Source organism: Pseudomonas sp. MB-090624 (genome assembly GCF_003205245.1).
GTDB classification, from domain to species: domain Bacteria; phylum Pseudomonadota; class Gammaproteobacteria; order Pseudomonadales; family Pseudomonadaceae; genus Aquipseudomonas; species Aquipseudomonas juntendi.
Map to the genome: position 1 here is coordinate 16,258 of NZ_QJRK01000016.1, position 13,995 is coordinate 30,252.

Here is a 13,995-nt window from a genome sequence, read left to right on the forward strand (position 1 = left end):
CGCGACACGAGGCCGCTCCTACAGGGGCCTTGTTCGTGTTCGAGGACTGGGAAGGCTCGGAATATTGATTATCAGGCACTGCTTCCCCGCACGGTAGGAGCGGCCTTGCGTCGCGATCGGGCTGCGCAGCAGCCCTGGCGGTAATGATGTCTGCTTGGAAATCCTGGGGCCGCTGTGCGGCCCTTTCGCGACACGAGGCCGCTCCTACAGGGGCCTCGTTCGTGTTAGAGGGCTGGGAAGGCTCGGAATATTGATCATCAAGCGCTGCTTCCCCGTACGGTAGGAGCGGCCTTGCGTCGCGATCGGGCTGCGCAGCAGCCCCGGCGACAGGGGCTGTCGAGGACAGGAACACGTCGAGCATCGAGGGAACGAAATGCAGGGTGGTGACGTGCTCGCGGGCGATTACCTCGCGCAGGTATTCGGGGTCTCGGTGCCCACCGGGGCGGGCCATGACCAGCCGTGCACCGGTCTGCAACGGCCAGAGGAACTCCCACACCGATACGTCAAAGCTGAATGGGGTTTTCTGCAGCACCACGTCGGCCGCATCCAGGCCGTAAGCGTCTTGCATCCACAGCAGGCGGTTGACCACCCCGGCATGCTCGTTCATCACGCCTTTCGGTAGCCCGGTCGAACCGGAGGTGTAGATCACGTAGGCCAGGTGCCGGGCATTCAGCCCTGCCACCACAGGGTTCGTCGCCGGCAAAGAAGCCCAGCTCGGCTGGTCCAGATCGATGAGCAGACCCGCCTCCGGCACGTGCCGGGTAGCCGCATGCACCAGCACCGCCACCGGCGCGCTGTCGGTCAGCATGTGCCGCACGCGCTCGGCCGGGTAGTCCGGGTCCACCGGCACATAAGCGCCACCGGCCTTGAGAATGGCCAGCAACCCCACCACCATCGACAAGCCGCGTTCGACGCAGATGGCCACGCGATCGTCCGGTTTGACCCCCAAGCCGATCAAGTGGTGCGCCAGGCAGTTGGCCTGCTGGTTGAGCTGGTCGTAGGTCAGCTCGCCCTCCTCGGCCCTGACCGCCAGCGCCTCGGGGGTGCGCCGGACCTGCGCCTCGATCAGGCCGTGCAACGTCTGCCCGAGGTCGTAGGCGACGGCTGTGTCGTTGAAGTCCAACAGCAAGCGCTTGCGCTCGTGCGCATCCAGCAGCGGGGCGTGCGCCGCAATGGCCCGGTCGCTGGCCACGAAAGCCCACAGCAGTTGCTCGAAATAGCCCGCGAACCGCGCAACGGTGGCCCGCTCGAACAGCGCCGTGGCGTACACGATGCCGCCTGCAAAACCGTCGCCGCGCTCGCCCAGGCTCAAGCTCAGGTCGACCTTGGCAACGCTGGCCGGGCCGCCCAGTGCAGTCACCGCCAGGTCTGCCAACTGCAGCGCCTCGCGGCCTGGGTTGCCATCCCAATCCAGCGACACCTGGTACACCGGCGTATGCGACAGGCTACGGCGCGGCCGCAGCCGTTCGACCACTTGCTCGAACGGCAGGTCCTGGTGCGCCTGGCCGGCCAGTACGACCGCTTTGACCCGCGCCAGCAACGTCGCCACATCCGGCGCGCCCGACACATCCAGGCGCAGCGCCAGGGTATTGACGAACATGCCGATCAGCCCATCCACCTCCGCTTGCTGGCGGTTGGCGACCGGCGAGCCGATCACGACTTCGTCTTGGCCGGCCAGGCGCGCCAACAGCACCCCCCAAGCCGCCAAGAACAGCATGTATGGCGTGACCGCGTGGCGCCGGCACAGGGCTTTGAGCTCGCTGCTCAAACGCGGATCCAGGCTCAGTTCGACACTGTCGCCGGCATACTGCTGCCGCTCCGGGCGGGGTCGGTCCCAAGGCAGGCTGACAAGGACGGGGGCGCCGCCCAACTGGGCGGCCCAATAGTCCGCCTGCTGTTGCAAGGCTGTGCCACTCAACCACTGGCGCTGCCACACGGCATAGTCCAGGTATTGCACCGGCAAGGCAGGCAGTGGGTCAGGCTGCCCGGTGCTGAAGGCCTGATACAGTGCACCCAGCTCCCTGACCAGTACCCCCAGCGACCAGCCATCGGCGACCAGGTGGTGCAGCGTCAGCAGCAGCACATGGTGGTCCTGGCCCAGGCGCAACAGCCGCCCGCGGATGGGCAAGTCATGGGCCAAGGCAAAGGCCTGGCTGGCGTCTTCGCGCAGCAACGCGGCCAACGCCACCGGCTCAAGGCCTGGGCAGTCCTGCCAACCCAGGCTGAAACCGCGGCTGTCACTGGCCAGGCGCACATGGGGCTCGCCATCCTCAGCGACAAAATGGCAACGCAGGCTTTCGTGCCGCTCGATCAGCCGGTGCAGCGTGCGTTCCAGTGCGGCTCGCTGCAGCGGGCCCTGCAGGCGCAGGGCGATGGGGATGTGATAGGCCGCACTGGCTTCCTGCAACTGTGCCAGGAACCACAGGCGCTGTTGCGCGAACGACAGCGGCAGCCGGCCTGTGCGGGGCGCCGGCGTGATGGCCGGCAACGCCTGGCCCTCGCGCGTGAGGCAGGTGGCCACCGCTGCCAGGCTGTCGTCGGCAAACAGGTCGGCCAGTGCCAGCTCACGGCCGAGCCGTTGGCGCACTTGCGCGAGCATGCGCATGGCCAGCAGCGAATGGCCGCCCAGCTCGAAAAAGCGGTCCTGGCGGCCGATCGGCTGTACTTCCAGCAACTCGGACCACAGCGCTGCCAAGGCCTGCTCGCGCTCGCCTTCGGGGGCCTCGAAGGCAGCCACCGCAAAGTCCTGCGGCCCCGGTGCCGGCAAGGCCCGGCGGTCGACCTTGCCATTAGCGTTCAACGGTAGCCGTGCCAAGGCGACGAACGCCGATGGCACCATGTATTCCGGCAACCGGCCGCGCAGGTAGCCACGCAGTTGCAGGGCGTCCAGGCTGGCAGCCTGGCGGGTGTACCAGACCACCAGGCGCAACGGCCCGGACGCATCGGCAATGGCCATCACCACGACTTCGCCGATGCCCGGGGCCAGGGCCAGCTGCTGCTCGATCTCGCCCAGCTCGATGCGAAAACCGCGGATCTTCACCTGGTCGTCGTTGCGCCCCTGGTACTCCAGTTGGTCGTCGCCGCGCCAGCGCACCAGGTCGCCGGTACGGTACAAGCGCGCACCCGCCTGGTTGCTGAAGGGGTCGTCGATGAAACGTTGGGCCGTCAGCTCGGCACGGTTCAGGTAGCCCAGCGCCACGCCATCGCCACCAATGTACAGTTCCCCCACCACACCTTCCGGCACCAGCCGTTGCCAGGCATCCAGCACATACACCTGGGTATTGCCGATAGGCCGGCCAATGGGTACCTGGGCGGCGTCCTCCGCCAACTCGCTTACCTCGCAAGTCACCGCAAAGGTGGTGGTTTCGGTCGGCCCGTAGGCGTTGAACAACCGCAAGCGGGGGGCCTGTTGCAGCAAGGCCCGGAACGCTGCCGGCTCGGCACGTTCGCCACCGCACAGCAACACGCGCAGCCGGCCAGCGCCGCTGGAACCCACTGCACATACTGGTTGAACAGCGCAGTGGTCAGGAACAGCACGCTGACTTGCTGCTCCAGCAGCGCCGTGGCAAAACGCGCGGGGTCGATGAGCGTCGCATGGTCGATCACGCGCACCTGGCCCCCGTTCAGTAGCGCGCCCCAGACCTCGAAGGTGCTGGCGTCGAATGCGGGGTTGGAGACAAAAGCGAAACGGTCGCTGGCCAGCAGCTCGACATAGCCGTTGTTCAATACCAGGCGCGCGATGCCCCGGTGCGGCACACACACGCCTTTGGGTGTGCCGGTAGTGCCGGAGGTGTACATCACATACGCGGTGCTGCCGCCAGCCTGCACCGCTGCAGGGTTGGTGCCGGGTTGGTGGTCGAGCGCCAGGCGGTCGAGTTCCAGGCGAGGCACCGGCAGGTCGGAGGCGATGTCGGTAGCCGTGAGCAGCAATGCTGCCTGGCAGTCCTCGAGCATGAACAGCTGACGCTCGGCAGGGGCATGCAGGTCGAGCGGCACGTAGACGGCACCGCACTTCAGCACGGCCAGTTGCGCCACCAGCAGTGACAGCGAGCGCGGCAACAGGATGGCCACGCAAGCGCCAGGTTTTACCCCGCTGCCGATCAGGTAGTGGGCCAGGCGGTTGGCGCGCTCGTTGAGCGCGCCATAGCAAAGGGTCTGCTCGCCCTGCACCGCCGCCACAGCCAGCGGGTGAAGGGCCACGCGCTGTTCGAACAGGTGGTGCACGGCAACGTCACGCGGGTAGGCGTAATGGGTGGCGTTGCGCGCGTGCATCAGCTCCTGGCGCTGAGCCTCGTCGATCAGCTCCACTTGGGCCAGGGCTTGCTGGTCATCATCGGCCATGGCCCACAGCAGGCGCTCGAAGTAGCCCAGGTAGCGCTGCACGGTGGCGGCGTCGAACAGTGCCGTTGCGTAATCGAGGCTGCCGGCCAAGGTATCGCCCTGCTCGCCCAGGTTGAGCGTGAGGTCGAACTTGGCCACTGCCGCGGCCTGGGGCACGGCCTCCAGTTGCAGGCCTTGCAGGTGCAAGGCTGCCCCTTGGGTGGCCTGCCAGTTCAGGCTGACCTGGAACAGCGGCGTGTGCGCAAGGCTGCGCGCCGGGCGAAGCATTTCCACCACGTGCTCGAACGGCAGGTCCTGGTGGGCCTGGGCTTGCAACACGCGCTCGCGCACCTGCTGCAACAGCGCCTGCGCGGTGCCCGCTGCGCTGCTGTCGATGCGCATGGCCAGCGTGTTGACGAACAACCCGGCCAGCGGCTCCAGCTCGGCCCGGCCGCGCCCTGCCACCGGGCAGCCCACCACCACTTCGGGCTGGCCTGCCAGGCGGCCGAGCAGGGCCGCCCAGGCACCGAGCACGGTCATGTACAGCGTCACCCCATGGCGCCGGGCCAGCCCGCGCAGGGCGGCGGTCAAGCGTGGCTCGAACCGCACCGGCAGGCTTGCACCGGCAAAGTCCTGGCGCGGCGGCCGTGGCCGGTCAGCAGGCAGCTTGAGCAGCTCGGGGGCACCTTCGAGGCTCTGTTGCCAGAAGGCCGCCTGGCGTTGCAGCTGCTCGCCGGCCAGCCAGCGGCGCTGCCATACCGCGTAGTCTGTGTACTGGATGGCCAACGGCGGCAGCGGGTCATCGCGACCGTTGCACACGGCTGCGTACTGCACGCTCAGTTCATGGGTCAGCACCCCCAGCGACCAGCCATCGGCGACGATGTGGTGCACGGTCAGTGCCAGCACATGGTGCTGCGCGCCCAAGCTCAGCACGTGGGCACGAAGCAACGGCCCGTGGGCCAGGTCGAACGGCGCTGCCGCCAGTTCCTGCAAGCGGCCTGGCAACGCTTCAGCGGCCAGCGTTTCACAGCTGAACCAGCCGTCGCCCGCAGTGGCGGCAATCACCACCTCGGCGCTGTCATCACGCGCCACGAAGCGGCTGCGCAACGTCTGGTGGCGCTCGATGATGCGCAACAGCGCACCCTCCAGCGCAGCGCTATCCAATGGCCCGCGCAAGCCCAGGGCCAACGGCACGTTGTAGGCCTGGTTGCCGCCCTCCATCTGCGCCAGGAACCACAGCCGCTGCTGGGCAAACGACATCGGCAGCGGCTGCCCGTGCGGCACCGGCACGATCGCCGGCAGCGCAGTGCCAACGGCCCCGGCCAGCACCTGGGCTACCGCGGCCAGCTGCGGGTTGGCGAACAGCTCAGCCAGGCTCAGTTCCACGCCCAGGCGCACGCGCACCTGCGACACCATGCGCATGGCCAGCAGCGAATGGCCACCCAGGCTGAAGAAATGGTCGTCGCGCCCCACGCGCTCGACCTGCAGCAGTTCCGCCCAGATCTGTGCCAGGGCCAACTCCAGCTCACCCTGCGGCGGCGCGTAAGCCTGTTCGAACAGTGCAGCACGCCCAGGGCGCGGCAACGCCCGGCGGTCGAGCTTGCCATTGGCCGTCAGTGGCAATACCGGCAGCTCGACGAACGCCACCGGCACCATGTAGGCCGGCAGGTGTGCCTGCAGCTGGCCGCGCAGGCCTTCCGGGCTAAGGGGTTGTACGTCGGGACTGGCGGTGAAATACGCCACCAGCTGCGGGTGCCCGGGTTCATCCTCACGCGCGATCACCACCGCTTCGGCGATGCCGGCCAAGGCTGCCAGGCGGCTTTCAATTTCGCCCAGCTCGATGCGTACGCCGCGGATCTTCACCTGGTCATCGTTACGCCCCAGGTAGTCGAGCGTGCCGTCCGGCAGCCAGCGCACCAGGTCGCCGGTGCGGTACAGGCGCCCGCCCGCCACGAACGGATCGTCGCAGAACCGCTCGGCGGTCAACTGCGGGCGGTTCCAGTAGCCCCGGGCAACCCCGACACCCCCGATGTACAGCTCGCCCGGCACGCCCAGGGCGACCGGTTGCATATGCGCGTCGAGCACGTACAGCCGCGCATTGTCCACCGGCTTGCCGATATGCAGCGCACCGCCTGCCTCCAGCGCCCCGGAACTGGCCACCACCGTGGCCTCGGTCGGCCCGTAGTTGTTGACCACGGCAAAGCGCTGGGTGCGATTGAACTGGCGCAAGCGGTCGCCACCAATCAGCAGGGTGCGCAAGGTCGGATGTTCCAGGTGATGGTTGAAGGCATATTCAGCCACCGGTGTGGGCAGGAAACTGACGTCCAGCGGCTGCGCCTGCCACCAGGCGAGCATGGCGTCGAGGTCGTCGTGGCCCTCGGTGGTCGGCGCCAGGTGCAGCGTGGCCCCGGCGCACAATGCCGGCCACACTTCCCAGGCCATGGCATCGAAGCCAAAGCCGGCCAGGCTGGAGGTGTGCCGCCCCTGGCACAGTTCGAAAGCACGGCAGTGCCAGTCGACCAGGTTGCTGACGCTGCGGTGTTCAACCATCACGCCCTTGGGCTGCCCGGTCGAGCCGGAGGTGTAGATCACATAGGCCAGGTGCTGCGCAGCAAGCCCGGGCACGACCGGGTTGGCGTCGCTGGCAGGCCAGTCCGGCTGGTCCAGTAACAGCAGCGGTACGCCGGTTTTACCAAGGCGATGGCTCAACGCCCGTTGCGTCAGTACCACCGCGGGGCTGCTGTCTGCCAGCAGGTAGCCGATGCGCTCGTCGGGGTGCGCCGGGTCTACCGGCACGTAACCTGCGCCGGCCTTGAGCACGGCCAGCAGGCCGACCAGCGTGTCCAGCCCGCGCCGGGCCACCACGGCCACCCGGTCGTCCGGGCGCACACCCAGGCTGATCAGGTGGTGGGCCAAGGCATTGGCGCGGCGGTTGAGTTCGCCGTAGCTCAGTTGGGCGCCGCCACTCGTTGCAGCGATGGCCTCTGGGCAACGGGCAACCTGTTGCTCGATACGTTGGTGCAGGGTCAGGTGCTGCGCGTGGTGGGTGGCGCAAGCGTTGAAGCCTTCGAGCAGCGTTTCGCGCTCAGCGGGGGGCAGCATGGCCAGCCGGTTCACCGCCAGGTGTGGGGTTTGCAGCAGGCTTTCCAGCGTTTGCTGGACATAGGCACACACGCGCTGGGCCGGCACTTGCGGGCTGGCCAGCAAGGTCAGGCGAAACGCCTCGCCCAGGTCGTCCACGCTCAGCGTCAGCGGGTAGTTGGTTGCCTCGGCCGACTCGATGATATCGATGCCGGTCAAGGCGGCACGGCGTGGCTCGCTGCTGCCTGGCGCGCTGTGGCGGTAGTTCAGCAACGCATTGAACAACGGCGCCGGTGCGGCCACGCCGCTGCAGCGTTGGGCCAAGGCCAGGGGCGCATGTTCATGGCGCATCAGCGCGCTCAGGCGCTGGTGGGTGGCGCGCACCGCGCTGCCCAGGTCGGCGCTGTCCAGGTCAACCCGCAGTGGCAAGGTATTGATGAAGATCCCCAGCGCTCGGTCGGTAGCCTCGGCGCCCTGCAGGCGGCCCATCAGCACTGTGCCGAACACCACCTGCTCACGCCCGGTAAGGCCCCCCAGTACCCGGCCCCAGGCCAGGTGGAACAGGCTGGCGACGCTTACCCCCAGGCTGCGGGCCTGGGCGCGCAAGCCCTGGCACAGTGCCAATGGCAGGTCGAGCTGGTACTCGGCATGCACCTCGCCAGTGCCCTGCACGTCCTGCAAGCCATACGCCAGGGTGGCTTCGTCGACACTGCCAAGCATGTCGCGGAAAAATGCTTCGTGCCCGGCTTCGCTGATCCCCAGCACCGCCTGCGCAACATAGTTGCGAAACGGCACCGGTGCGCCCAGTTGCGCCTCGGCGCCGCTGAGAAACGCAATCAGCTCGTGGCGCACCACCTCCAGGGCACTGTGGTCCATGGCGATATGGTGGAACTGCAAGGTCGCAGTCAGCCGCCCGTCGGCCTGTGGCGCGTCACGCAGCAAGCGCATCAGCGGCGCCTGGGTCAGGTCGAGCCAGTTCCGCTTCGGGGCATTGACGGGCAGCGTCAGAACCGTCAGTTCGGCCTTGCGCCATACCACCTGCACCGGCGCTTGCAACCCTTGCCAGTGCACCGAGGTGCGCAGGATATCGTGGCGGGCGATCACCCCGTTCAAGGCGTCGGCGAATGCCTGCAGGCGCGCCTCGCTGGCGAACACGAAGCGTGCCTGCATCACGTACGGGTCATGCTCGCTGGCACTGGCGTGGTGAAAGAGCATGCCTTGTTGCAACGGCGCCAGTGGGTAGATGTCCTGCACGTTGGCCGCGCCCCCCGGTATTGCGCTGACCACGCTGTCCAGGCTGGCCTGGTCGAGCGTGACCAGGTTGAGCAATTGCGGGGTGATGTGCGTGCAGCCTGGCGCAATGAGGTTGCCCGGCACCTGTACCGCGCCCTGCTTGACCGCCACGTACTCCCCTCGCTCGAGCATGCCGACAAGGGTGGGTTTGTGCGCACGCAGTTGCGCCACCAGGGTGCTGTCGGTCAGCGCCTGGCGGTTGCCCTGGACCACCAGTTGGCCATCCTTGAGTGCCAGCTGCACATTCTGCGCGGTCAGTGTTGCCAGTAATTGGTTGATGCTCACAGGACGATCTCCATGCTGTCTGTGATGGCTGCGTAGCCGGCCAGGGTCGGTTGGTCGAACAAGGCGCGCACATCGGCCTCCAGGCCTTGCTCGCGTAGCCGTGACGTCAATGTCACGGCCAGCAGCGAGTGGCCGCCCAGTTCGAAGAAGTTGTCATGCCGCCCCACCTGCTCCAGGCCGAGCAGTTCGCACCACAGGGCCGCCAGTAGGGTTTCGGTGTCGCCTTCGGGGGCCGCGTAGGGGCGGTCTTCGATGGCACCGGGTGCAGGCAAGGCCTTGCGGTCGAGCTTGCCGTTGGGGCTCAGCGGCAGGGCGTCCAGGTGCATGAACAGCGCCGGCACCATGAATTCCGGCAACTGCGCGAGCAGCGCCGTGCGCAGGGTATCCGTGCTGTGCAGGGCGCCGGTGTAGTAAGCCACCAGGCGTTGTTCATGGGCGAGCACGACAGCCTCCTTGACGCCCTCGATGGCCGTGAGGCCGGCCTGGATTTCACCCAGTTCGATGCGCAGGCCACGCAGTTTGACCTGGTCGTCGTTACGGCCCAGGTATTCGATGTTGCCGTCCGGCAGGTGACGCGCCAGGTCACCGGTGCGGTACAGGCGTGCGCCGGGTACGAACGGGTCGTCGATGAAGCGCTCGGCGGTGAGTTCGGCGCGGTTGAGGTAACCCCGGGCCACTTGCACGCCGCCGATGTACAGCTCGCCGGCTACCCCCTGGGGGACCGGTTGCTGCTGGTCGTCGAGGATGTACAGGGTGGTGTTGGCGATGGGTTTGCCGATCGGGGTGTTGTCCGGGGCAGTGGTGCAGTGCCAGGCGCTGACATCCACCGCGGCTTCGGTCGGGCCGTAGAGGTTGTGCAGCTCGACGGTTGGCAGCTGAGCGTGGAAGCGCCGTACCAGATTCCCCGGCAAGGCTTCACCCGAGCAGATCACACGTACCAAGGGTAGGCGCGGCATTGTGTTGTGATCGGGCTGCGCGGCTGCCCCGGCGGTAATGGTGTCGGCTTGGGAATCCTGGGGCCGCTGTGCGGCCCTTTCGCGACACGAGGCCGCTCCCACAGGGGCTGTCGAGGACAGGAACACGTCGAGCATCGAGGGAACGAAATGCAGGGTGGTGACGTGCTCGCGGGCGATTACCTCGCGCAGGTATTCGGGGTCACGGTGCCCACCGGGGCGGGCCATCACCAGCCGTGCGCCGGTCTGCAACGGCCAGAGGAACTCCCACACCGACACGTCAAAGCTGAACGGGGTTTTCTGCAGCACCACGTCGGCCGCACCCAGGCCGTAAGCGTCCTGCATCCACAGCAGGCGGTTGACGACACCCGCGTGCTCGTTCATCACGCCTTTCGGTAGCCCGGTCGAACCGGAGGTGTAGATCACGTAGGCCAGGTGCCGGGCATTCAGCCCTGCCACCACAGGGTTGGCCGCCGGCAAAGAAGCCCAGCTCGGCTGGTCCAGATCAATGAGCAGACCCGCCTCCGGCACGTGCCGGGTAGCCGCATGCACCAGCACCGCCACCGGCGCGCTGTCGGTCAGCATGTGCCGTACGCGCTCGGCCGGGTAGTCCGGGTCCACCGGCACATAAGCGCCACCGGCCTTGAGAATGGCCAGCAGCCCCACCACCATCGACAGGCCGCGTTCGACGCAGATGGCCACGCGATCGTCCGGTTTCACCCCCAAGCCGATCAAGTGGTGCGCCAGGCGGTTGGCCTGCTGGTTGAGCTGGCCGTAGCTCAGCTCGCCCTCCTCGGCCCTGACCGCCACCGCCTCGGGGGTGCGCCGAACCTGCGCCTCGATCAGGCCCGTGCAAGGTCTGCCCGAGGTCGTAGGCGACGGCCGTGTCGTTGAACCCGGCCAGCACCCGCTCGCGTTCCTCGGCCTGCAACACCGGCAAGCGCTGCAACGCCAGCGCCGGTTCATGCTCCAGGGCCTGCACCATGGCCTGCAACACCTGCTCCATTTGCCCGCAGATGCGCGCAGCGCCGACGCCGGCAGTGGTCATGGCCACCAGGCGGAAACCACCCCCGGTGTCGTCCACGTTCAGGCCCAGCGGGTAGTTGCTGCGCTCCTGGCTTTCCAGGCTTTCCATCCCTGCTGTCGCCTGCTTCTGACTGGCGGTGGCCTGGCTGCTGTGCCGGTAGTTGAGCATTGCGCTGAACAATGGCTGCGGCGCCGCCACGCCGCTGCAGCGTTGCGCCAATGCCAGCGGGGCGTGCTCGTGGGCCAGCAGCGCGCTGAGGGACTGGTGGGTAGCATGAGCCGCCTCGCGCAGGCTGACGCCGGCCAGGTCGATGCGCAACGGCAAGGTGTTGATGAACATGCCCAGCGCACGCTCGGCGCCTTCGCCGCCTTGCAGGCGGCCTAGCAGCACCGTGCCGAACACCACGCGCGGTTGGCCGCTGGCGGCGCCCAGCAGGCGCGCCCACGCCAGGTGGAACAGGCTGGCGACGCTGATGCCCAGTTGCCGCGCCTGCACCCGTAGCCGTTGCCCCAGGCTGTCATCCAGCCACAGCTGCGCTTCTTCGATGTCGCGGCCATCGCCTTGGACATCGCTCAGGCCGAACGGCAGGGTCGGCTCGTCGATCGCCGCCAGTTGCTCACGGAAGAACGCTTCGTGCGCATCCTGGCTGAGTCCAAGGCGTGCCTGGGCCACATAGTTGCGGTAAGGCACGGGGGCGTGTGCAGGTTCGTCGTTGCCCTGCAAGAAGCCGATCAGCTCCTCGGCCACCACTTCCATGGCGGTATGGTCGAGCACGATATGGTGGAACTGCAGGGTCGCTTCGATCGGGCCGTCCGCATCGGTGTACAGCAGGCGCAGCAGCGGGGCCTGGCGCAGGTCCAGAGCCGCAGAGACCGGTCGGCCCGCTGCAGCATCGCTGCCAAGGGTTTGTGGCACAAGCGATGCAACGTCGCGCAGCACCACTTGCACCGGCTGGGGCAAGCCGTCCCAGAGGATGGCGGTACGCAGCACGTCGTGACGCGCGATGACGTTGTCCAGTGCGCGGGCAAAGCGTGCCAGGTGCTCCCGGCTGGCGAAGGCGAAGCGTGATTGCAGCACATATGGGTCGTGGCCCGCAGCACTCAGGTGGTGGTAGAGGATACCTTCCTGCAACGGCGCCAGTGGGTAGATGTCCTGCACGTTGGCCGCACCGCCCGGCACCTGGGCGACGATACGCTCGATCGCGCCCTGCTCCAGGGCCAGCAGCGGCAGCATGGCCGGGGTGATGTGGGTGCAGCCGGCAGGGATCAGGTTCTCCGGCACCACCACCTCGCGTGCCTGGCCCAGGGTGGCCGCCAGCGCAGCGATGCTCGGTTGGCCGAACAAGGTCCGCACATCGACCTGGAGGCCCTGGCGGCGCAAACGTGCCGTCAGGTTCACCGCCAACAGGGAATGGCCACCCAGCTCGAAGAAGTTGTCGTGCCGCCCCACCCGCTCGACCTGCAGCATCTCGGCCCACACGGCAGCCAGTGCGCTTTCGACTGCGCCTTGCGGTGCCACGTACTCCTGCCTGGCCAGCAGCGCCGGGTCGGGGTCTGGCAAGGCCTTGCGGTCGAGCTTGCCATGCCGGGTCAGCGGCAAATGGTCCAGGCGGGTGAATGCCAACGGCACCAGGTGTGGCGGCAAGCTCGCCTGCATCGCCTCACGCAACGCGTCCGGGGCAACCGGCGCGCTGGCGGTGAACCAGGCCAGCAGGCGCTCACCGCGCACCAGCACCACGGCATCGATCACGCCCGGCTGGGCAGCCAGCACGCTTTCGATTTCGCCCAACTCGACCCGCACACCGCGGATCTTCACCTGGTCATCGTTGCGGCCCAGGTAGTCCAGGGTGCCATCGGCATTCCAGCGCACCAGGTCACCGCTGCGGTACATGCGCGCATGGGCCTCGCTGCTGAACGGGTCGGCCAGGAAGCGCTCGGCGCTCAGCGCCTCACGCCTGAAGTAACCGCGTGCCACCCCGGCCCCGCCGATGTACAGCTCACCGGCCGCGCCCACCGGCACCGGCTGGCGCTGTTCATCGAGCACATAGACACGGGTGTTGGCGATGGGTTTGCCGATGTGCGGTACGCTGCCAGGCAGCACCCGGCCAGCGCTGGCCACCACCGTTGTTTCGGTCGGGCCATAGTTGTTCACCACGCTGAAGCCTGGGTCGTGTTCGAACGCCCGCAAGCGGTCGCCACCGACCAGCAAGGTACGCAAGGTCGGGTGCTGGCGCTCCCGGCGCAGCGCCTGTTCGGCGACCGGCGTTGGCAGGAAGCTGACGGCCAGCGGTTGTTCCAGCCACCAGTCGAGCAGTTCGTCCACGTGTTCACTGGCCACTTGCAGCGGCGGCAGGTGCAACACCGCCCCTGCGCACAGCGTCGGCCAGATTTCCCAGGCCAGCGCATCGAAGCCGAACCCGGCCACGCTGCTGGTGTGGCTGCCTGCCGTCACGGCAAAGGCCTCGCAGTGCCAGTGCACCAGGTTGGCCAGCGTCGCATGCTCGACCATCACCCCCTTGGGCTGGCCGGTGGAGCCGGAGGTATAGATCACATAGGCCAGTTGCTGGTGATCCAGGCCAGCCACGTGCGGGTTGCCCTGCGCTGCGCCTTGCCAGGCGTCGCTGTCCAGCACGATGCACGGGGCGTCGCCCACCAAGGCCCGGGTCGCAGACTCGACCACCACCCGCGCAGGCGCGCTGTCGGCCAACAGGTAGGCGATCCGCTCGGCCGGGTAGGTCGGGTCGATCGGCACATAGGCAGCGCCGGCCTTCAGCACGGCCAGCAAGCCGATCTGGCGCTCCAGGCTGCGCGGCAGGCAAAGGGCAACCCGGTCACCCACCTGCACGCCCTGGGCAATCAGGTAATGGGCCAGGCGGTTGGCGCTACGGTTCAGCTCGCCATAGCTCAGCACCCGGCCACCCTGGACCAGCGCCGCAGCCTGCGGCGTGCGTGCGGCCTGGGCTTCGACCAGGGCATGCACGGTGCGCCCGGTCGGGTAGTCGCGCCGGGTTGCATTGAAGGTGTCCAGCAACTGCTG

Annotated in this window: 2 protein-coding genes and 1 pseudogene (1 of these 3 only partly in view); all 3 read right to left on the minus strand. The window is 67.8% G+C overall.

What is annotated here, in order from left to right:
* Window positions 1–3,463, minus strand: a 3,463-nt coding sequence (locus DMX12_RS30280) for a condensation domain-containing protein (RefSeq protein ID WP_256598430.1), incomplete at its 3' end; no start/stop codon positions are given.
* A complete protein-coding gene (locus DMX12_RS30285; RefSeq protein ID WP_110677518.1) occupies window positions 3,346–8,979 on the minus strand; it encodes a non-ribosomal peptide synthetase in 5,634 nt (1,877 codons plus the stop codon). The genes DMX12_RS30285 and DMX12_RS30280, both read right to left, overlap by 118 nt.
* Window positions 8,976–13,995 (minus strand): annotated as a pseudogene (locus DMX12_RS30290) (non-ribosomal peptide synthase/polyketide synthase) (it continues 17,610 nt past the right edge of the window). The gene DMX12_RS30285 and the pseudogene DMX12_RS30290 overlap by 4 nt, the downstream one beginning before the upstream one ends.